Below are 20,955 nucleotides of genomic sequence, written 5' to 3' on the forward strand. Positions count from 1 at the left end.
ATGTGGCCATTCCGTAAACCGGAGGGCGCTGCCGATATGCTGATGCGTGAGGCCATCAGGGCGGCCAAGGCTGCGTCTGGCAACCAGCAGATCGTCGCCCAGGGCGGCGGGGGCGGCGTTGAAACCCGCTGGCGCGGGGCTTCTCGCATGCTGCGCAGCATGGCCAGCTGGCTTCCTGGCCTTGGCAGTCCACGGCGCGACTTCAACCAGAGCGAGCGGCGCATGCTGGTCGCTCGATCCCGCGACGCCATGCGCAATCACTTGATTGCCCGTGCGGCTATCACCCGGCTTCGCACCAACGTTGTGGGCACTGGCCTGGTCTGCCGGGCCCAAGTCGATCATGCGGCGCTTGGCATCAGCGAAGAAGCGGCGGACGACTTGAACGGTGAGCTCGATCGCCTTTGGTCGCTGTACGCCGACGACCCCCGCGAGTGTGATGCTGAAGCCACGCTTAACCACTACCAGCTCCAGGCACTTGTGCTGGTCTCTTCGCTGGTGGCGGGTGACGTGCTGGTCGCGAGCCCAGATCAGGAGCGTCCAGGTTGCATCTTTAGTACGCGCCTGCAGCTGATCGAGTCGGATCGGGTCAGCAACCCGGCGGGCGGCTTGGACCGCGTTGACCTGGTCGACGGCGTCGAGTTTGACGCGCTGGGGGCTCCGGTGGCGTATCACGTCTGTACTGGCTATCCAGGCGAGCACCTGGCAGGAAAGTCACTGAGCTGGGAGCGCCTGACAGCGTTTGGTGCCGAGACGGGTCGGCGGCGCGTGTTGCACGTCCTGGCGGACAAAGAGAGGCCCGGCCAGAAGCGCGGTATGCCATATCTGGCGCCGGTGCTGGAGCCGTTGCAGAAGCTGGAGCGCTACGCCAGTGCCGAGCTAATGGCCGCTGTGATCTCGGCCATGTTCACGGTGTTTATCAAGAAAAGTTCTGACTTCCAGCAAGGCAACTTGCCAATGAGTGCCCTGGCTGAAGAACGTCCAGATGGTGACGACACTGGCGATGGTGAGCTGACCCTGGGTGAGGGTGCGGTGGTTGATCTTGGCGTTGGTGAAGAGCCGGTGGTGGCTAACCCTGGTCGACCGAATGCCCAGTTCGATCCGTTCTTCACTGCCGTGGTGAAAGAGATCGGCGCTGCCCTGGAGCTGCCGCTGGAGGAGTTGCTACTGCACTACAGCAGCAGTTACAGCGCTGCCCGGGCCGCGATGCTACAGGCGTGGCGTTTCTACAGCCTGCGCCGCTGGTGGCTGGCCTGTGACTTCTGCCAACCCAGCCGCGAACTGGTCATCGATGAGGCAGTTGCCAGGGGCTTGATCGATCTACCTGGTTACGGGGACCCAGCCAAACGCAAGGCGTATTGCCAGGCAATCTGGATCGGTCCGGCCCGTGGTGCCATCGATGAGCTGAAGGAGGCTAATGCCGCCGGTAAGCGCATCGAAATAGGGGTGAGCAACGAGACCCTTGAAACGGCGGCGATGACTGGCGAGCCCTGGCAGCAGGTGTTCCGTCAGCGCGTGCGTGAGGTCGATCAGCGCCGTAAGCACAACCTGCAGGCCCTCCCCAAGAGCGGGCTTGAAAGTCCGCCTGACCCCAAATCTGAAGAGGAATAAGCATGCCGCGAGCACTTGAGCTGGCTGCCTCGCAGCCTTGGCTGATGCTGCCCGACGCCCTGGATAACCTGTTGGCCATCTCTGATCGCATGGGCGATCCGATGGCACTGGCGACCAAGCGCGGCGAGCGGCTCGAAGAAACCCGCAGTGTAAGCCTGCGCAACGGCGTGGCGGTGGTCCCGGTCATCGGGCCGATCTTTCGCTACGCCAATTTGTTCACCGAGATCAGCGGTGCGACCAGCACGCAGGTACTGGCCACCGATATCCAGCGTGCGTTGGATGACCCCAAGGTCAAGGCCATTGTGCTCAACATCGACAGCCCTGGTGGCGTGGCGTCGGGCATCAATGAGTTGGCCGAGATGATTTTTGCCGGCCGGTCTCGCAAACGCATTGTCGCGTACATCGGCGGTACGGGAGCGAGCGCGGGCTACTGGATCGCCTCGGCAGCCAGCGAGATTGTCATCGACGAGGCCAGCCTGGCCGGAAGCATCGGGGTTGTTGTGGAGGCGGTCGTCGAGAACGAGTCCGCTAGCGGTCGTAAGCGATACCAGATCGTCAGCCGCAACGCCCCCAACAAGCGCCTCGACCTAGCCACCGAGGAAGGGCGCAGCAAGCTCGGCGAAACCATCGACGCGCTGGGCGATGTCTTTGTGGCCAAGGTTGCCCGCAACCTCGGCGTCGATGCTGAAAAAGTCCCCGAGATGGGTGACCACGGCGGTCTGCGTGTCGGCGCCGACGCCGTCAAGTCCGGCCTGGCCCATCGGGTCGGCTCGCTGGAATCCCTGATTACCGAACTAGCCAAGCCAGCCATCAACTCACCAAGGATACACACCATGACCACCGTCAAGACCACGGCAGACCTGCGTGCGGCAATTGCAGCGGGTACCGACATCAACACCATTGAGGTTGCTCAGGCCGATCAGCCGGACACGACCGCGATCCGCGCCGAAGCGGCTGCCGAAGAACGCGAACGTATCAAGGGCATTAATGCCCTGGCCAGCAAAGGTTTCGAGAAGGAAATCGGGGCGGCCATCGACGACGGTAGCTCCGTTGAGGCTACCGCGTTGGTGCTGTTCAAGGCCGCGCAGGATCGCGGTATCTCGCTGGCCGCCATCAAGAGCGATGCTCAGGGCGTAATTGGCGCTAACCCACCCGCTGGCGGCAAGGAAGGTGAACGCAAGGCCGCTGTCAGCGCAATCGTTGCAGGCGCCTCGCGCCGTTAATAGGAGCCTCTCATGGCAAACCCCGAACGCAAGTACTATCAGCCTAGCCAGCTCTCGGCGGGTGATTTCCCCATCGCGATGGATACCGGTCTGATTGCAACAGGCCAGACCCTGAAACGAGGCGCAGTCCTGGGTCAGGTTACGGCTTCGAAGGAATACCTTCTGTGCAAGGTCGCTGCAGAGGACGGATCGCAGTCCCCCATGGCGATCCTCGATCAGGACATCGACACCACCGACGGTGCCAAGAGCGCACCTATCCGCCTGACCGGCCAAGTGCTGGGCAGCCAGCTCACCTTTGGCGAGGGCCTGACCCTGGCTGCCGCAAAGGCCGCACTGCGACCTCTTTGCCTTTTCATCCGCTGACCGGAGCCCCCATGACCGATATTTTTGACACCCTGACCATGCTGGAAGCCGTCGAGCAGATGGCTACGCCGCGCCGCTTCCTGATGAACACCTTTTTCAACGGTGCCAATCCGGTGACCTTTGGTACCGAAGCGGTCACCATCGATATCATCAAGGGCCAGCGCAAGATGGCCCCGTTTGTCCACCCGTCGCTGCCAGGTAGCGTATCGCTGCGTACCGGCTTCAGCTCTGAAACCTACACGCCGCCATACATCCAGCCGAAGCGCGAAACTCGTGCCGAGCAAATTCTGAAGCGTGCGGCTGGTGACAACCCGTTTTCCTCCCGTACTCCGCTGGAGCGGGCTGGCGAACAGCTGGGCCGAGACCTTATCGACCTGGACGACGAGATCACCCGCCGTGAGGAGTGGATGTGCGCTCAGGCGCTCAGCACTGGACGGGTTCGCGTCTTGGGTGATGGTGTGGATGACACCATCGACTTTCTGATGGAAGACACCCACAAGGTCACACTGGGTGCCGGTCGTTGGAACACCTCAGACTCCGACCCCATTGCGAACCTGCGTCAGTGGAAGCGCCTGATCGCCAAAGACTCGGGTCGCACTGGCAACGTTGCGGTCCTCAGTGGCGAAGCTCAGGACGCTTTCCAGCGCAATGAAGCCGTGCTGAAGCAACTCAACACCCGCCGCGTGGACATGGGCTTGATCAAGCCGGAGATGCTGCCGGACGGCGTAACCTACTTGGGCTATTTGAACGACCCTGGTGTCGACTTGTACGTCTATGACGAGTGGTTCCTGGACGATGAGGGCGATGAACAGCAATTGGTGCCTGCAGGTGGGCTTATTCTCGGCTCGACCTCGACCCGCAACGCCATGCTGTATGGCGCGATCAAGGACATCGAAGCCATTGAAAGTGGCTTGGTAGAAGCTGCGCGCTTTCCGAAAAGCTGGGTCACTCAGGATCCGAGTGCCCGTTGGCTGAAACTGCAGAGCGCGGCGTTGGCGGGCATGCTCGAACCGAATGCTTTCCTCTACGCCAAGGTGGTGTGAAATGGCCGCGAAAATCGAATACGTAGTGATCGATGGCTGCATCCAGGACGGCGCCAAAGTTGTCCGCAAGGGCGAGGTTTACGTACCGCCGAGCAAGGAGCTCGCTGAAGAGTTGATCGACGAGGGCAAAATTGCTCCTCGCGGCAAGCTGCCCGCCAAAGATGAACAGGACGACGGTGACTGAGTATGGCCTTCCGTGACCAAGTAGCAGCGATGGACGAGCAGCTGCTGGAGGTCCTGGGTGATGAGGCGCTGATAGAGGGCCGCGACAAGCCGGTACCGGGATTTATCTCCGTGCCCTGGTCGCAGCCCAAGTTCGGCCAGATCAAAACGTCCATACGGGAGCCCGTATTTGCGGTCCGCATTGCTGACGCAGCGGGCGTTGTTTCTGGCCAGAGCCTGATCATTGATTTGCCCCCGGAGGATGGCGGGGGCAAGTACATCATCGTTAAACCGGAGCCGGATGGCACTGGTTGGGTCAACCTGGTGTTGAGGGAGGTTCGATGAGTGTTGGCACCTACCACAAGCAGTCGGCCAGTACTGGCCTAATCACCCTGCAGACGGATCAATCCGACCTGAAGGCCTTCGCTGATTTTGCTGCGCTGGTACCCAAGGCGGCAATTGCTGCCCAGCGGCGAGCCATCAACAAAACCCTTCGCTGGTTGCGCACCCACATTGCCCGTGCAGTTGGCCAGCAGGAGCGTATTGCGGTCACTGCCGTACGGCAGCGCTTACGGGCGTATCCCGTCGGCAGCAATGGTCAGGGCAAACTGTGGTTCGGCATCAGCCCAATCGAGGCCAGTCGTGCTGGTCGGCCTCGGCAAACCCGGGAAGGCGTATCGGTGGCGGGGCGTCGTTATCAGGGCGCGTTCTACGGGCAGGTGTACGGCGGACAACCGGACATCTGGATTCGTACCGCCAGCAAGCACTTCAAGGCCAGCGACTATCCCGATAGCGAAGTGTCAGGCAGAGGTGGTCCCAGTTCGGGCTGGATTGCCGAGAACGGCAGTCGCTACCCATTGGCCAAGGCCAAAATCTCACTGGAAGACGTGCGACCACACTTCGAGTCCTGGACCAAGCGCGCTGATGAACAGTTGCTGAAGGTGCTGCAGCAGGAACTGAACTTTGAATTACAGAAGTATCTACGAGGGTCTGCCCATGTTTGAGCCTGAGTTCAGTCTTGAAATGTTGTATCAGGCCATCGAGGAGCACATCACCCAGGCCATCCCCGGTTTGGCCTGCGTGTGCACTATGCCTCATATGGCCAAGCATGTGGATTTGCCAGCGGCAGTTCTTGAGTTGGCCGGGTTCGACCCAGGCCTTGATCAGGGCACTGGGGAAACGGCGCTGATTGCACGGCTGGAAGTGCGGTTCATCGTTGGCAGTGAGGATGTGGATTGTCTCCAGAAGGCTGCTTTCGCTGCTGCGCAAATGGCGGTGTTGCTGCGCATGCAGTCTTGGGGGCTGCCAGTTGAACAGGCCGAATTTGTTCAGTCTGCACAGGACTGGACCCGGCCTGAACTGGACGGCTACGCGGTATGGGTAGTCGAGTGGACCCAGGGTATTTACCTCGGCGAAGAGGAGTGGCCCTGGCCCAATCAACCATCTGGCAGCCTGGTGTGGGGCTTCAGTCCTAACACGGGCTCGGGCAGCGAAGGCAGCTACCTGCCACCGGAGGCAATGGGATGAGTGCTTCAAGTGCGCATGACCGCATGTTGGCAGCCCTGATCATTCCATGTCGGGTGGTCGCAGTCGACCTGGCGGCTGCCATGGTCCGTGTGTCCGACGGCGCAGGTTGGACTAGCGCCTGGGTGCGTTGGCACAGTCAGGCCGCTGGCAAAGCCAGGCACTGGCGAGCGCCGGGCCTGGAGGAGCAGGGCGCCTTGATCAGCCCGAGTGGTGAGCCAGCACAGGGCACCTTTGTGCCAGGTCTGTATGGCAATGCTGGTGCCCAGCCGGACAACCGAGACCATGTTGAGGTGTGGCGCTTCGATGATGGCGGTTCGCTGGTCTATGACTGGCAGGCCAACAGTTACACGATTGAGTTACCCAGCGGCACCGCAATGGTGAGGGTGGGAGGCAGTTCGTTGGTGGTTACAGACAGCTCGATCACCGCCCAGGCCACGAGTATCGCCCTGGTCGGCAATGTCCTGGTCGATGGTCCGTTACACGTAACGGGTGATATCAACGGAGATGGAAAGGTCATCGATAAGGGTGGGAATACACCGAACCACAAGCATTGACAAAAAACGTTCTGCCGATATAGTGATTATCGATACATCAAAAAAGTATGTTTTGTTTTGTCATAAAAGCTACTTTCGTGTTTTCGTCATAATGGTTTTGTCTGTTTTTCTTTTGTGGGGGTAACTGTGGATATTGGTCAGGCTTTCTCGATGTTTCATGTTGGTGCGCTGGATGGAGCCCATTTGACCGAATGCAATGATGAGAAAGGAAGCTGCTGGGTTGTAGAACTGAAGGCAACCCGAAGCATACCTTCCCATCTGTCTCTGAGTTTGGAGACTTCACGCGGTGGGCAAAAGGTATTCCGCCACATTGACTCCGCAATCAAGGACCTTAAAACGATAGGGATTATAGATATCACCCTCACGTTGCTACCGAAGTAGAAACAAATCTTCAAGCCCGCATTCAGCGGGCTTTTTTTCGCCTGGAGATCTTATGGCAACCCCCAAGAAGACTGCTGTCAACGCGCTTTCAGGCGCCTACGTGACCTACCGTGATCGACTCTACGCCTCGCGTCCGTTGTTTCTTCCCGATGGGCGCGCATTAAGCGTTGTCAAACAACAGGTATCCGTTGAGGTCAGCGACACATTGGCTTTGAGCTACTTAGAGCAGCACCCGGACTTCAGTCTGAAGGAGTGACTTTATGATCGGAATGGACCGCCATACGGGCCTGCCTGTTTCCGGCCTGGCGCATCTGCGGCAGTCCATTGAAGACATTTTGACCACGCCCGTCGGCAGCCGCCGGATGCTCCCGGCATACGGCAGCTGGTTGCGTCGCTATGTCGACTTGCCGGTAAACGACGGTTGGAAAAGTGCTGTACAGGCCGAGGTGGCGCGGGCGCTGGGGCGTTGGGAGCCGCGTCTGAAGCTGGAGCGGGTGCGGGTCACGGCCGTGGTCGGCGGGCAAATCACCCTGCAGCTGACCGGCCAGTACCTGGGCGACAGCGCATTACTTGAGGTGACGGCATGAGCACAATCGAGCTGTCGGCGCTGCCCGCGCCGCAAGTGCTGGAGGACCTCGATTTTGAGGAGGTTTATCAAGGCGAGCTGGCTACCTTTCGTCAGCACATGGGCGACAACTGGACCGCGCTGATGGAGAGCGACCCGGTCACCAAGCTGTTGGAGTTGGGCGCCTATCGGCGTCTGCAAAACCGGGCGCGGGTCAATGACGCGTCCAAGGCGTTGTTATTGGCTTATGCCCAGGGTAGTGACCTCGATCAGTTGGCTGCCAATGTCCAGTTGCGGCGCCTGGTGGTACAGGCTGAGGACTTGGCTGCGGTACCGCCGGTACCGGCGGTCATGGAGGAAGATGACGCCCTGCGTGAGCGTGTCCAGCTGGTCTATGAGGGACTGACCACGGCGGGGCCGCGTAACAGCTACATCTTGCATGCGCGCAACGCCTCCGGCCTGGTCGCCGATGCCACCGCCGAAAGTCCGTCACCGGCGACGGTGACCGTGACGGTGTTGGGGCTTGAGGGCGACGGCGTGGCCCCGGCCGATCTGCTGGAGACGGTGCGGGCCAAGCTCAGTGACGACGATGTGCGGCCGGTGGCGGATCGCTTGACGGTGCAAGGCGCGGAGATACTGCGTTACCGGATCAATGCCGTGGTGTACATGACCGGCACCGGACCGGAAACCGAGGCCATGCTGGCCGAGTGTAAAAACCGTCTGCTGGCCTGGGTCAATCCTCGGCGTCGGTTGGGCATCGAAGTGGCGCGTTCTGGCGTTGATGCCCAGTTGCATATCAACGGCGTGCGTCGCGTTGAACTGGACAACTGGACCGACATTCGCCCGAGCAAGGCCCAAGCGGCCTGGTGCGAGGGCGTTACCGTGACGCGGGGGGGCTGATATGCGAAGCCTGCTGCCGCTTAACAGCACCCCGCTTGAGCGCGCCATTGAGGTGGCGACTGACGAAGTCACGGAAACGCCGTTGCGCACCCTGTACAACCCGGACACTTGCCCTGCGCACCTGTTGCATCAGTTGGCCTGGGCGTGGTCGGTGGACCGTTGGGACGATACCTGGTCAGAGGCAATCAAGCGCTCAGTGATCCGCTCGGCGTTCTACGTCCATGCGCACAAGGGCACCATCGGCGCCTTGCGTCGGGTGGTCGAACCGCTGGGCTACCTGATCGAGGTACTGGAGTGGTGGCAGACCGTCCCTGAGGGCGTGCCAGGTACTTTTGCCCTGACCGTAGGTGTGCTGGAAACCGGTATCACCGAGGAGATGTATCAGGAGCTGAGTCGCTTGATTGACGACGCCAAGCCAGTCAGTCGACACCTGACCGGCCTGGCCATCGCGCTCTCCAGCAGCGGTTACCTGCGCCTGGCCATGGGGCTGACCGAGGGCGAAAGCATCGACGTGTATCCGCCGTCCTCTCGCGATATCGAGGTCAACGGCAGTTATGGCCATGTGGGCCGTGAACATCAAATTGAATACCTGGACGTGTACGCATGACAGACCAGACAAGCCAGTTCTTTGCCATTCTCACGGCGGTGGGTGAAGCCAAGCAGGCCAACGCCAATGCTCTGGGCATTCCCTGGACGTTCGCACAAATGGGCGTCGGTGACGCCAATCAGACCGAGCCGATTCCGTCGAGAACGCAAACCAAGCTGATTAACGAGCGTCGCCGGGCGCCGCTGAATCAGGTCAAAATTGACCCGGATAACGCAAACATCATCATCGCCGAGCAGGTAATTCCCCCGGATGTGGGCGGCTGGTGGATTCGGGAAATTGGGCTATATGACGCGGCCGGTGACCTGGTCGCGGTGGCCAATTGCGCGCCGAGCTTTAAACCATTGCTGACGCAGGGCACCGGAAAAACCCAAGTGGTGCGCCTGAACATCATCGTTACCAGCACGGCCAATGTGGAGCTCAAGATCGATCCGGCGGTGGTGTTGGCTACGCGCCAATATGTTCAAGAGACGCTGACCGAGGAGCTGAACAAGCTCGATCGCAAGAACAGTGTACGAGTGGCCACGACGGCCAACATCGTGCGCTCCGGGCTTCAGACGATCGACGGTGTGGCCTTGGTCGCCGGTGACCGGGTGCTGGTGAAAAACCAGACATCACCGCAGGACAACGGTCTGTACACCGCAGCAGCGGCAGGATGGTCGCGCACACTGGATGCGGACGCCAACGTTGAGGTTACCTCAGGCATGACCGTCCCGGTCGAGCAGGGGGCGCTGAATGCTGATACCTGCTGGCAGTTGATCACCGATGGCGTGGTGGTCGTGGGCGTTACGCAATTGAACTTTGTCGAGGCGGGCGCTGCTCGGCAACCGCTGGCGGCGAACCTTACCGCGTTCTCTGGCCTGGCCGGTGCGGCTGATCGCCTGCCGTACTTCAGTGGTGCTGGCGCGTTGTCGTTGGCGCCCTTCACGGACTTCGGCCGCAAGCAGGCAGCGGCTGCGGACGATGCTGCCGCTCGCACATTGCTTGGCCTCGCGGCCAGTGTACTGTTGACCACTCACGTCAATTCGGCGCCGATGGGGGTAACCCTGCACTTCACTGGCACCGAAGCCGAGTGCGTGGCGCAGGGGTTCCCAGCCCTGGGCGGGCTGTCGACTACGCTGCGGTTCTGGATTCTCAGCACCGAGGGCGTGAGCAACCGCACGACCCAACGCGCAAAAGAGGTTTTTGGCGGCCTTACGCCTCGCAATCGGGTGTTTGAGCGCGTCAAACATGATCTGGTTTGGTATGGCTGGGACGAAACACTTACCAGCGCTTTCGTCGCGTCGCAGGCCGAGGTCAATGCCGGGACGGATGATACCAAGGTGGTCACCCCGAAAAAGCTGCGCTTCGGCTTTGCCTCTCTGTTTACTGCGAATGGCTATGTAGCGTTGCCCTCGTGGCTTGGCGGGCTAGTTTTTCAGTGGGGCACTTTGAGCGTGGCGGATTCAACCGGGGTTTATAGCTTCGCCAGAACCATCACTTATCCCAACTCCCATTTGGTGGATATGTTTACCGATATTAGTTCTGGCGGTGGCGGCGCGAGGGCCTTTGCGGCTGCAGCCGGTGGGGCCAGAGACACTATCTCTGTCACGTCTGATGGCGCGCCGGGTGGGCCGGGTGGCCTTTTCTACTTATCTATCGGCTACTGAGGTACTCGCGCCATGACCGTATTATTTTCGCCGTCCAGGTGCAGGTTTTACCTGCGCGCGCTTGCCAATCAGGACACGCCGACTGACGTTATTGAAATCACGGCCGAGCAACATTTAGAGCTGGTAAACGGCCAGGCCAGTGGTTTGCACCTGTCGGCCGATGCCGACGGCAATCCGATATTGATCGAGCAGCCTAAGCCGCCTCTGGAGGTGCTGGCCGCGACGGAACGGGCCTGGCGTGATGCTCAAATCAGTTCCACCGAATGGCTGACTACCCGCCATCGGGACGAACAGGATATGCAGCAGGCCACGACCTTGACTGCCGAACAGTTCAGCGAACTGCTGGCTTACCGTCAGCACCTGCGTGACTGGCCGGAAACCGAGGCGTTCCCCGATTCGTTGCTGCGCCCGGTAGAGCCGGATTGGATCGCCGAGCAAACCCAATAACGCCCCGCACTGACGGGGCGTTTTCTTTCCTGTGTTACCCACTCTAGGCCCTGCATTGCGGGGCCTTTCCGTATCTGGAGAATCTATGAGCGGTTTTTTTCACGGCGTTACCGTAACGAACGTCGAAACCGGCGCGCGCACCATTGCCTTGCCGTCGTCCTCGATCATCGGCCTGGTCGACACTTTCACCCCCGGCCCTGGCGCTGACGGCACCCCCACGGCGAAAGCCAATGACCTGGTGCTGATCACCAGCGTGCGCGAGGCGGTTGCCGCGTTCGGTGCCGACTCGGCGATCACCAAGGCCTGCCAGGCTATTTACACCCGCGCCAAGGCGGTGATTGTCGCCTGTGGCGTGGCCAAGACGGCGGATGCGGCGGAGCAAACCTCGGCGATTATTGGCGGCGAGCTGGCCGACGGTACCCGCACCGGCCTGCAGGCGCTGCTCGATGGCAAAAGCCGCTTCAATGCCCAGCCGCGGTTGCTGGTGACGCCCAAGCACAGCGCGACGCAAGCGGTCGGTACCGCCCTGGTGGCCCTGGCCGACAAGTTGCGCGCCATCGCCATTCTCGACGGGCCGAACACCACCGACGAGGCCGCCCAGGAGTACGCCGAGAACTTCGGCGCCAAGCGGGCGTTTCTGGTCGATCCGGGGGTCAAGTACTGGGATACCACGGCAAGCGCTACCGTTGATGCCCCAGCGTCGGCCTGGGTCGCGGGGCTGTTCGCCTGGACCGACAGTGAGTATGGCTTTTGGGCCTCGCCGTCGAATAAGGAGTTCGCCGGCCTCACCGGTACCGGCCGCTCTATCGAGTACCTGGACGGTGACGCGACCTGCCGGGCCAATCTGCTCAACAACGCCAATATCACCACCATCATTCGTGACGATGGTTACCGCCTGTGGGGCAACCGCACCCTGAGCAATGATCCGAAATGGGCGTTCGTCACCCGCGTACGCACCATGGACATCGTCATGGACGCGATCCTCTACGGCCACAAGTGGGCGGTCGACCGTTCAATCACTAAGACCTATGTCAGCGATGTGACCGAAGGCCTGCAGGCATTCATGCGCGACCTCAAGAATCAGGGCGCGATCATCAACTTTGAGGTGTTTGCTGATCCTGAGCTGAACACCGCCAGCCAGCTGGAGCAAGGCAAGGTGTATTGGAACATTCGCTTTACCGATGTGCCGCCTGCCGAGAACCCGAACTTCCGCGTGGAAGTCACCAATCAATGGCTGACCGAAGTCCTCGACCAAGCCGCCTAAGGAGCCGCAAGCATGGCAATGATTCCCGAAACCCTGGCCAACCTGAACCTGTTTGTGGACGGCGTCAGTTTTCAGGGCGATGTGCCCAGCCTGACCCTGCCCAAATTGACCCTGAAGATGGAAGAGCACCGCGCCGGTGGCATGGACGCCCCGATCGAGATCGATCAGGGCATGGAGAAGCAGGAGGCCGGGTTTGTCACCACCGGCGTGCGCCGCGAGTCGCTGAAGTTCTTCGGTCTGGCCGACGGTACTGCGTTCAACGGCACGTTCCGTGGCGCCTACAAGGGCTTGAAGGGCCGCATCACGCCAGTGGTGGTCACCCTGCGTGGCGCGCTGAAAGAGGTCGACATGGGCGACTGGAAGCCCGGCGACAAGGCCGAGATCAAGCACAACGTCGCCGTCACCTATTACAAGCTGGAGGTCGACGGCCGCCTGGTCTACGAGATCGATCCGCTTGGCATGAAGCGCGTTATCAATGGCGTCGATCAACTCGCCGCCCAACGTTCGGCCCTGGGCCTGTAAGGAATTCCGTGATGAGTAAAGAGATCAAAACCCCGAGCTGGCTCGCTGTCCGCGCCGATGGCGTAACCGTCACGCTCAGCAAGGCCAGCCAGGCCAATGGTGTGCAGATCGACAAGGTGGTTATGCGTGCTCCGACTGTGCGCGACATCCGTGCCGCGCAAGCCACGGCGGGCGGCGACGACGAGCAGCGCGAACTGAACCTGTTCGCATCGCTGGCAGAGGTTGGCCCCCATGATCTGGAGGCCCTGACCCTGAAGGACTACAGCCGCCTGCAGGCGGGCTATTTTCGCCTGGTGCAGGACGACGAACTTTGACCCAGGCGTGCAGAAGTACCTGGCCAAGCGTTTGGCCAGGGAACTGAATTTTTCCGCTGCAGAGATTGAGGCCATGCCGTTTGACGGCATGGTCTGGTGGCTCACGGATTGAGCCCCGCACATGAGGGGTAGAGCATGGCGAGCAACAAGCTGTCACTGGGGTTGGTGATCGGCGGCGCTGTCAGTTCGACGGTGCGTTCTGCCTTTACCGAAGTCCAGGGCCATATCAAGAAACTGGAAGATAAGGGCAACAGGGCCAAGGTGCTGAAAAGTACTATCGGCGAAACCATTCGTCTGCGGGATGAATGGAAGAAGGCGCACGACAGCGGCTCGGCCTCGGCCGCTGGGCTGTTGCGCAAGTTGGACAGCAATCTCGACAGCCTGCGTAAGCAGTGGGTCGCGGTAGGGCGTCTGAGCCAGGAATATCAACGCCTAGGCCGCACCGCCAAAGCGGCCGACCTGCAGATTAAAGGACATCAGCAGATCGAGCAGGGCAAGTCCGGTCTCAAGTCGAATGTTGGCCAGGCTGTGGTGGGTGTCGGTGCATTGGGCGTGGCCGGTAAGATCAGCGCTGACTACCAGGCAATCATCCGTGACATTGCGATCAAGGCGGATGTCGCCAATAAGCCGCAAGAAGCACAGATGACCCGCACGGTGATTCAGACCGCGCAAGATACAGGCATGGCGCGTAACGACGTGGCCGACCTGGTCAACCAGCTCGTTGGCGCCGGTATGGAGTTAGACAAGGCGCTGTCCTATGCGCCGGTGGCAGCCAAGTTCGCCGTGGGGCAGGGCGCCAGTGGTGTCGATACGGCACGGATGATCCAGGCACTGCAGCAGAACGCCAAGATCACTGATCCCAAGGTCATGCAGCAAGCCCTGGAGGCCATCGCCCTGCAGGGGCAGGCGGGCAGTTTTGAGGCAGCCGACATGGCGAAGTGGTTCCCGCAGCTGTTGGCGGGGATGGAGAAGAACGGCAGCACCGGCCTGGACGCGGTCAGTTCACTCGGTGCCATGCTGCAGGTGCAGATGAAGACCGCTGGCGGCTCGGATGAGGCGGCCAACAACCTCAAGAACTGGATGGAGAAGATCGGTTCTGGGGATGTGGTCAAGGCATACAAAGACGCTGGCATTGATTATCAGGCGTCGCTTAACACCGGCATCCAGAATGGCATGTCTACGCTGGAATCCAGCTTCGCCCTGGCGATGAAGTATATCCAGGCCACCGACCCGGCCAAAGCAGCGAAGATGGCTGAAGCCCAGGCCAAGATCAGCAAGGAAACCGATCCCGAGAAAGCCAAGGCGATGCTCGACGCCCTGGAGCAATCCCTGCGTACCGGCGATATCTTCGCCGACATGCAGGTCAAGGCGGCGCTGACAGCCTATGCGGCCAACCGGGGGCTGTATGAGCAGCTCAAACAAGATTCGAAAAATGCCTCGGGCATTCTCGACAAGAACCTGGCCGAACGGCGTGAGTCGTCGGCACAAATGTGGGCTGAGACCGGGCAGGCAGTTAACGATGCGATGCGCAGTATCGGCGATGCGATCCGCCCGGCCACCGATCTGGTGGCCAAGGGCATCAAGACGGTAGCCCAAGGGTTTACCAGCTTGTCGGATGGTTCGCAGTCCGTTGTGCTGGGCATCACGGCGGTCGGCGCTGCGCTGATGGCGCTGCTGACGGCGGCCAATGCCTTCAAGGTGGCCCGAGGGGTGGTCAACATTGGGCGCGGTGCTTTGCTCGGTCGCGGCGGAACAGGCGCCGGTGGTGTTGCAGACCCGGTGGCGAGCAGGGGCGGTAAAACGGGCATCAAGCCCGTGGATACCACCTTGAAAGCCCTGGGTGGTCTGTTGGGGGCGAGCAATGACCCTGATGGCGGTCGTAGCAGCGACCCGCAGCGGGTGTTTGTGGTCAACGCCGACGCTTTGGGCGGTCCTGGTGCATCAGTTGGATCGCAGTCCGGCGGTCGCCGTTCGTCACGCCGTCGACGGCAAGGGCGTGCAGGTGGCAATCGGCAGCGCCCGTCGAGTTCCCGGCCTAAACCTGCCATGCCGCGTCCGGTAGTTGCACCCGTTCCGGCCCCGGGCATGATCGGCAAAATGCTCGGTACCATGGGCAAGGTCAGCAAATTCGCCCGTGGCGTGCCGGGTGGCAGCGTTCTTGATGCCACCATCATGGGCGTCGATACCTTGGTGAATGCCAAGACCCAGGATGAAAAGGCCGAAGGTTACGGCGGCGCTGCTGGTGGACTTGCAGGCTCACTGGCCGGTGCTGCAGCGGGGGCCGCGATTGGTTCTGTAGTGCCGGTAATCGGTACGGCCATCGGTGGTGCTGTAGGCGCCATTATCGGTGGTATGGGTGGCCAGAGCATGGGCGGGCTGCTGGGTAAGTCCTGGTTTGGTGAAGGGGAAAAGTCGGTGCAGATTGCCGACGCAGGCGAGAGGGTGCCGACGAGTCTGCAGGCATCTCCCGTCGCGGTGACGCCAGTCGTGACTGCTGTGTCGACACCGAAGGCGGTCCGGCCTGCTCCGCTGACGGCAGCGGAACTGGATGCAATGAGCCCTGAGGAAGTCGAGCGACGGCATGCCCAACTGCCCGCTATCGCACGCCGTGATCTGTTCGAAGGGGTGGGCGGATTCGAGGGTACTGGGGGCGGCCTTGGAAAGGGCTTCTCACCGACGTTATCGCTCGACACGGTCCACAAGCCCGCAGAGCGCGCCCAGGCGCCAACGCAGCTATCTCAGACCGATTTGGGTATGGCCATGCGTGCCCTGGAAGGCGCTTCCCAGCAATCGGGGGTTGCTGCTCCTATGGTGGCCAGGGTCATTGAGCGCAGCACGCCGGAGGTGCTGAGAGGCGTGCAGGGCGAATCCTCGGACAAGTCCAGCGGCATGGGTGATGTTGTCCGCTCCCTGGTTGCTGCTGTCCCGCCACCGGCGGTGGCGTTGCCAGTCGCTGCCAAGGTCGCCGATCAAGCCAAGCCAGCTATGCCCTCAGTTGAACAGGTTTTCAACTTCACACCCAGCATGCCCATCAATGTGCATGGGGATGTGAAAGACCCGGCCCGATTGGTCAGTGAGCTGATGCCGTATCTGCGCCGGGAGCTGGAGGAGTTCGGCCGCCAGGCGGCTGCCCGTCAACTGTCTGATGCACCGCACGTTTAAGGAGACGCCATGGCTTATATGGAGCAACTGCAATCGGGGCTCAAGTACATCGTAAAGGCCGGTGAGGCTGGGCGAACCAGTCTCGACGGCATGTTGGGCCCGCTCAATGGCGCCATCAGTGATATGACCGGCGCCGCGTCTGAGTTGGAAAGTCTTCCATTCGTGGGGCCGTTGGTGGGTGAGAAGCTGCAGCGGAGCATGCGGGCCATCAACGCGGCGCAGTCCATGGCGGGCGAGGTTGCGGCCAAATACAACCAGGCGGTAAGTGCGGCCGGTCAGGTGCAGGAGCGCCTGGGTACCCTGAAGGAGCAGGCCGGTAAAGCCGGTGCCGCTATCAACCAAATCGCCGGAAAAATCAGCCCGTCCCTGGGTAACATCTTGCCGACGGGGTCTTTTGCCCCGGAGCTGACCCCGGCGGCCGAGGCGGTAAAGCCCTTTCCGCACCTGCTGATTATTCAGCCGCTTGAGCCAAACGCCCAGCCGTACTACTTCAACCTCGACACGGCGGCATTCGATGAGCTGCGTCGGCAGACTGCGTTTCGTTGGGCGGGGCAAGAGCGCTTAAGCCGCAGTATCGCTCAGCAGGCCATCGGCCAGGGTGAGGACAAACTGAGCCTCAAAGGTGCGATCTTTCCCGGGCACAAGGGTGGACTCAAGCAACTGGATACCCTGCGCAGCATTGGCCGCAATCTGCGGCCGTTGGGGCTGACAACAGGCTACGGCGAGGTGCTGGGTAACTGGTGCTTGCTGAGCCTGGATGAGGAACAAAGCAGCCTGCTGGCTGGTGGTATTCCGCGTAAGCAAGCCTTCAGTTTGGAGTTTGTCAGCTATGGCGACGACCTGCAGAACGTCTGACGGGGATTTGCTCGACACCCTCTGTCAGCACTATTACGGCCACCTCAACGGCACGGTCGAGGCGGTATTGAATGCCAATCAGGGGCTGGCCGATGAGTCGCAGCCTTATCGGGCGGGGGTGTTGATTGTGCTGCCGGATCTGCCGGTGCAGACCGAAGCGTTGATAAGGCTGTGGAATTGACCCTGCGGCCTATGTAGTAACGAAGCCCCGCCCTGTGCGGGGTTTCGCATTTCTGGAGTGCATACCATGCAACCTGTTTTTCGTCTTGTCGCCGATGGCACGGACATCACCACGCTAATCAATGATCGCCTGTTGAGCCTGCGGACCTCAGATAAGCCTGGCATGGAGTCGGATGAGTTCGAGTTGCGTATTGATGACCGTGATCAGGCGGTGGCACTGCCCGGGCGCGGTGCACAGATTGAGGTGTATCTGGGCTATGCGGGTCAGTCGCTGACACGATTGGGCCGATATACCGTTGATGAGGTCGAGTTGTCAGGGCCGCCTGATACGCTGGTGATGCGTGGCAAGGCCAGCGATATGCGTGGCAGCGGTAAGACCACCCGTAGTGGCAGTTGGGAAGGCGTGCCGCTGCAGCAGATTGTCCGCGACCTTGCTGCCCGCAACGGCTGGCAGCCGGAATGTCCGGTGGCCACCAAAGTGCCGCGTGTCGATCAGTTCAGCGAGTCGGATTTCAACTTCATCACCCGTCTGGCCAAACAGTACGACTGCACTGCCAAGGTCGGTGACGGCAAGTTGCTGGTTCTGCCACGTCAAGGAGGGCAAAGCGCCAGTGGCAAAGCCCTCGGGACTGTCACCATCACCCGGCGGGACGTCAGTCGCTACCAATTCCGCTTCAGCGATAAGACCACCCACAAGTCCGTGCAGACCAAGCATCAGGACAAGAAGTCGGGTGCGCTGCAGGTGGTCGACCTGCAGAACGACGAATCCCCCGATGGCCTGCCGCCAGTGCATACCGACCGGCATATCTACCCGAACAAGTCCGCTGCCCAGCAGGCGGCCAAGGCGCGTTTGGCCGCGTTCAATCGCAGCACCGCCGGTGTTCGGCTGGAAATGGTTGGTCGGACAGACCTGTTTGCCGAGCGCATGATCAACGCCCAGGGCTTCAAGGTTGGGCTTGATGGTGAGTACCTGGTGGACTCCGTCGAGCAAGTGTTTACCGCGTCCGGCTGGAGCACCACGGTCGAGTGCAACGGCGGCAAAAAAGGCAAGGCCAAGGCGAAAGGCAAGTCGAAAAAGACCCCGCAGCAGCTCAAGACCGTACAGCTAAATCCCTAACGGCCCCAGCGGCCACCACTGGAGAACCCCTATGCCTATCACTGCGCAGCAGCTGCTGCAGATTCTTCCCAACGCCAGCACGAAAGCTGGCGTTTTTGTTCCTGGTCTCAACGCCTGCATGGGCAAGTACGCCATCATTACCCGCCTGCGCATGGCTGCTTTTATCGCCCAGATCGGTCACGAATCGGGCCAGCTCCGTTACGTCCGTGAGCTGGGTGGCGATGCTTACCTTGCCAAATACGACACGGGCAAGCACGCCCAGCGTCTGGGTAACACCCCGGCAGCCGACGGCGATGGGCAGAAGTATCGCGGACGGGGCCTGATTCAGGTGACCGGGCGTGACAACTATGAGGCCTGCAGCGAAGCCTTGTTCGGCGATAGCCGTTTGCTTGCCACCCCTGAGCTGCTCGAGCAGCCGGTGTACGCCTCGCTGTCGGCGGGGTGGTACTGGCATCGCGCAGGCCTCAACAAGTTGGCCGACAGCGGCGACTTTCTCGCTATCACCAAGAAAATCAACGGTGGCACTAACGGCTTGGAAGATCGCGAGGCCCTCTACAAGCGAGCGCTTGAGGTGCTGCAGTGAAGGCCCTGAATTGGCAGGCGCCGGTGCTGGCATTGCTGCTGGGCCTCGCTCTGGGTGGCTGGGTCGCCTGGCAATGGCAGGCGAACAGCTACGGTAGGACGCTGGCCGACCAGGCGGCTGACCATCAGAAGGAACGAGAGGTTGCCGCTACCGCCGCGATCGATCGGATCGAGCAGGAGCAGATCCAGCGCCGATCGCTGGAGGATCGCCTGCAGGCGAATGATCAAACCCATTATCAGGAGTTGCGCGATGCTCAACAATCTCAAGCCCGCTTGCGTGACCGCCTTGCTACTGCTGATCTGCGGCTGTCAGTCCTACTCGACAGCACCGCCCCGGGTAGTGGCTGTGGGGTGCCAACCACCACCGACAGCAGCGGCATGGTTCATGGAGCCCTACGAGGCAACATTGACTCAGCGCATGCTCGACGAATTGTCAGCATCACCGATTACGGCGATCAAGGATTGATTGCCCTTAAGGCCTGTCAGGCCTACGTGCGAACAATCGCGCGGTGAGTTGAAAAGGAGCGGGCCGAGTGGATGCGTCAACATCCGATCGGCCCACCGAACCCGCAGACCCTTCCTGCAAGTCCAGCCGAGGCTCCTGCTCCGTGCACAAAGCGCGGCGAGCCTAACACCTGTTTATCCATACAGTAAAGACTTGCTATCAAATGACGACTCCTATAATTCCCTGGATGGGTGGCAAACGCCGCCTGGCCGACCGCTTGATCCCTCTCTTTCCCCCTCATGAATGCTACGTCGAGGTCTTCGCCGGTGGTGCTGCGCTGTTCTTCATGCGTCCGCAGCCTGCGCCGGTAGAGGTGCTCAATGACCTAAATGGTGACCTGGTGACGCTCTATCGGGTGGTGCAAAACCACCTGGAGGAGTTCGTGCGCCAGTTCAAATGGGCCCTCAGCTCGCGCCAGATTTTCGAATGGCAGAAGATGACCCGCCCTGAAACCCTCACTGACATCCAGCGCGCTGCCCGGTTCTTCTATCTGCAGCAGCACGCGTTCGGCGGCAAGGTCACTGGACAGACTTTCGGTACCGCGACAACCGGTCCGGCCATCAACCTGCTGCGCATCGAGGAGAACCTCTCAGCCGCTTGGCAGCGGCTTGCGGGGACCTACGTTGAAAACCTCAGCTGGTTGGAATGCGCCGAGCGCTACGACCGGCCCCACACTTTCCACTACATGGACCCACCGTACTGGCAGACCGCAGGGTACGGGGTCGATTTCCCCTTCGAGAACTACGAGCGCATGGCTGAGTTCATGCGGCGCTGCAAGGGTAAGGTGATGGTCAGCATCAACGATCACCCTGACATTCGCCGGGCGTTCGCGGGGTTCCATTTTGAGTACCTAGACATTCGCTATAGCAACACCAACCAGCGGCAAAGCAAGGCTGAGGTAACCGGTGAGTTGGTTATCATGAACTGGGCGCCGTCCTCGCTGGGTGGGCTGTTTTAGTTACCAAAGTAGTCCTGCCGCATAGAAATCAAGTGCGCAGTGGACGAGCCTAATGGTGTCGATGTAGGCGATTAAGATGAGTGTGCTGAGCATGTTTTTTTCTCGCAATGGTTCGGCTCCGTCTGGATTGACGATGCTGTTTTGAGTGGTGGTGAATCTGGTTAATACGTTAGTGCTTGGCTGGTAAATTCGTCAATGAGTAAAACATATTTTTGTTGTTAGTTTTTTGCGCGCCGATACAATTGAATGAGCTTGATCTTCCGTGCAGGCCACGTCCCGTAAGGGTTGTGGCTTTTTTTGTGCGGGCGATGGTATGTCAAAAAAAGTCGGAAAAAGTTTAAAATCCAATATTCGGATTTGAAAATAAGTTAAGTCCTGAGTTAGGAATTGAAAGTCATAAACTAACGCTGAACGCTAGGTTAAACCCTAGGTTAGGAATTGAAAGTCATAAACTAACACTGAACGCTAGG

Annotated in this window: 25 protein-coding genes; all 25 read left to right on the forward strand. The window is 60.4% G+C overall.

The window, feature by feature from the left end; translation table 11 throughout:
• The 25 genes from DM813_RS25755 (at position 1) to DM813_RS25875 (ending at position 20,485) form a co-directional block, all read left to right on the forward strand.
• A complete protein-coding gene (locus DM813_RS25755; RefSeq protein ID WP_128326215.1) occupies positions 1–1,608 on the forward strand; it encodes a phage portal protein in 1,608 nt (535 codons plus the stop codon).
• A 2-nt stretch (positions 1,609–1,610) separates the two neighbouring features.
• Entirely contained in the window at positions 1,611–2,831 is a 1,221-nt protein-coding gene (locus DM813_RS25760; RefSeq protein ID WP_128326216.1) for a S49 family peptidase, read from the forward strand.
• Positions 2,832–2,843: 12 nt separating this feature from the next.
• Positions 2,844–3,194, forward strand: a complete 351-nt coding sequence (locus DM813_RS25765; protein WP_128326217.1) for a head decoration protein — start codon at positions 2,844–2,846, stop codon at positions 3,192–3,194.
• A gap of 11 nt (positions 3,195–3,205) precedes the next feature.
• The gene (locus tag DM813_RS25770) at positions 3,206–4,237 is read left to right on the forward strand and encodes a major capsid protein (protein WP_128326218.1); all 1,032 of its coding nucleotides are present in this window, start codon (positions 3,206–3,208) and stop codon (positions 4,235–4,237) included.
• A 1-nt stretch (position 4,238) separates the two neighbouring features.
• The gene (locus tag DM813_RS25775; RefSeq protein WP_128326219.1) at positions 4,239–4,421 is read left to right on the forward strand and encodes a hypothetical protein; all 183 of its coding nucleotides are present in this window, start codon (positions 4,239–4,241) and stop codon (positions 4,419–4,421) included.
• A 2-nt stretch (positions 4,422–4,423) separates the two neighbouring features.
• Positions 4,424–4,744, forward strand: coding sequence for a head-tail joining protein (locus tag DM813_RS25780; protein ID WP_128326220.1), 321 nt, complete (start codon positions 4,424–4,426; stop codon positions 4,742–4,744).
• Complete coding sequence (locus tag DM813_RS25785) at positions 4,741–5,403, forward strand: hypothetical protein (RefSeq protein WP_128326221.1); 663 nt, start codon at positions 4,741–4,743, stop codon at positions 5,401–5,403. Before DM813_RS25780 ends, DM813_RS25785 begins: the two co-directional genes overlap by 4 nt.
• Complete coding sequence (locus tag DM813_RS25790) at positions 5,396–5,926, forward strand: hypothetical protein (protein WP_128326222.1); 531 nt, start codon at positions 5,396–5,398, stop codon at positions 5,924–5,926. The genes DM813_RS25785 and DM813_RS25790 overlap by 8 nt, the downstream gene beginning before the upstream one ends.
• Positions 5,923–6,480 (forward strand): phage baseplate assembly protein V, encoded by a 558-nt coding sequence (locus DM813_RS25795; protein ID WP_128326223.1) that lies wholly within the window; start codon positions 5,923–5,925, stop codon positions 6,478–6,480. The genes DM813_RS25790 and DM813_RS25795 overlap by 4 nt, the downstream gene beginning before the upstream one ends.
• A 433-nt stretch (positions 6,481–6,913) precedes the next feature.
• Positions 6,914–7,117 carry a hypothetical protein gene (locus DM813_RS25800; protein ID WP_128326224.1) on the forward strand — a complete coding sequence of 68 codons (204 nt, stop codon included), beginning with the start codon at positions 6,914–6,916 and terminating at the stop codon, positions 7,115–7,117.
• 4 nt (positions 7,118–7,121) lie between these two features.
• Positions 7,122–7,448 carry a GPW/gp25 family protein gene (locus DM813_RS25805; protein WP_128326225.1) on the forward strand — a complete coding sequence of 109 codons (327 nt, stop codon included), beginning with the start codon at positions 7,122–7,124 and terminating at the stop codon, positions 7,446–7,448.
• Positions 7,445–8,326: a baseplate assembly protein gene (locus tag DM813_RS25810; protein WP_128326226.1), complete on the forward strand. Its 882-nt coding sequence runs from the start codon at positions 7,445–7,447 to the stop codon at positions 8,324–8,326. Before DM813_RS25805 ends, DM813_RS25810 begins: the two co-directional genes overlap by 4 nt.
• A 1-nt stretch (position 8,327) precedes the next feature.
• Positions 8,328–8,933: a phage tail protein I gene (locus DM813_RS25815; protein ID WP_128326227.1), complete on the forward strand. Its 606-nt coding sequence runs from the start codon at positions 8,328–8,330 to the stop codon at positions 8,931–8,933.
• On the forward strand, positions 8,930–10,579 hold the full coding sequence (locus tag DM813_RS28725) for a phage tail protein (protein ID WP_241653245.1): 1,650 nt from the start codon (positions 8,930–8,932) through the stop codon (positions 10,577–10,579). Before DM813_RS25815 ends, DM813_RS28725 begins: the two co-directional genes overlap by 4 nt.
• A 12-nt stretch (positions 10,580–10,591) precedes the next feature.
• Positions 10,592–11,026 (forward strand): phage tail assembly chaperone, encoded by a 435-nt coding sequence (locus DM813_RS25825; protein WP_128326228.1) that lies wholly within the window; start codon positions 10,592–10,594, stop codon positions 11,024–11,026.
• Between the two features lie 85 nt (positions 11,027–11,111).
• Positions 11,112–12,290 (forward strand): phage tail sheath subtilisin-like domain-containing protein, encoded by a 1,179-nt coding sequence (locus DM813_RS25830; RefSeq protein ID WP_128326229.1) that lies wholly within the window; start codon positions 11,112–11,114, stop codon positions 12,288–12,290.
• A 12-nt stretch (positions 12,291–12,302) separates the two neighbouring features.
• Entirely contained in the window at positions 12,303–12,812 is a 510-nt protein-coding gene (locus tag DM813_RS25835; protein WP_128326230.1) for a phage major tail tube protein, read from the forward strand.
• 11 nt (positions 12,813–12,823) lie between these two features.
• Positions 12,824–13,126 carry a phage tail assembly protein gene (locus DM813_RS25840; protein ID WP_128326231.1) on the forward strand — a complete coding sequence of 101 codons (303 nt, stop codon included), beginning with the start codon at positions 12,824–12,826 and terminating at the stop codon, positions 13,124–13,126.
• A 135-nt stretch (positions 13,127–13,261) separates the two neighbouring features.
• Positions 13,262–16,288, forward strand: coding sequence for a phage tail tape measure protein (locus tag DM813_RS25845; protein WP_128326232.1), 3,027 nt, complete (start codon positions 13,262–13,264; stop codon positions 16,286–16,288).
• Between the two features lie 9 nt (positions 16,289–16,297).
• Positions 16,298–17,143, forward strand: a complete 846-nt coding sequence (locus DM813_RS25850) for a phage tail protein (protein ID WP_164897297.1) — start codon at positions 16,298–16,300, stop codon at positions 17,141–17,143.
• Positions 17,118–17,324 (forward strand): tail protein X, encoded by a 207-nt coding sequence (locus tag DM813_RS25855; protein ID WP_128326233.1) that lies wholly within the window; start codon positions 17,118–17,120, stop codon positions 17,322–17,324. Before DM813_RS25850 ends, DM813_RS25855 begins: the two co-directional genes overlap by 26 nt.
• 66 nt (positions 17,325–17,390) lie before the next feature.
• Positions 17,391–18,440 (forward strand): phage late control D family protein, encoded by a 1,050-nt coding sequence (locus DM813_RS25860; protein ID WP_128326234.1) that lies wholly within the window; start codon positions 17,391–17,393, stop codon positions 18,438–18,440.
• A 31-nt stretch (positions 18,441–18,471) separates the two neighbouring features.
• Positions 18,472–19,023, forward strand: a complete 552-nt coding sequence (locus DM813_RS25865; RefSeq protein ID WP_128326235.1) for a glycoside hydrolase family 19 protein — start codon at positions 18,472–18,474, stop codon at positions 19,021–19,023.
• Positions 19,020–19,535: a lysis system i-spanin subunit Rz gene (locus DM813_RS25870; protein ID WP_128326236.1), complete on the forward strand. Its 516-nt coding sequence runs from the start codon at positions 19,020–19,022 to the stop codon at positions 19,533–19,535. The genes DM813_RS25865 and DM813_RS25870 overlap by 4 nt, the downstream gene beginning before the upstream one ends.
• Before the next feature lie 155 nt (positions 19,536–19,690).
• Positions 19,691–20,485, forward strand: a complete 795-nt coding sequence (locus DM813_RS25875; protein WP_128326237.1) for a DNA adenine methylase — start codon at positions 19,691–19,693, stop codon at positions 20,483–20,485.
• Positions 20,486–20,955 lie beyond the last annotated feature (470 nt).

The sequence above is a fragment of the Pseudomonas alkylphenolica genome (assembly GCF_004025535.1).
In the GTDB taxonomy this organism is placed as follows: domain Bacteria; phylum Pseudomonadota; class Gammaproteobacteria; order Pseudomonadales; family Pseudomonadaceae; genus Aquipseudomonas; species Aquipseudomonas alkylphenolica_A.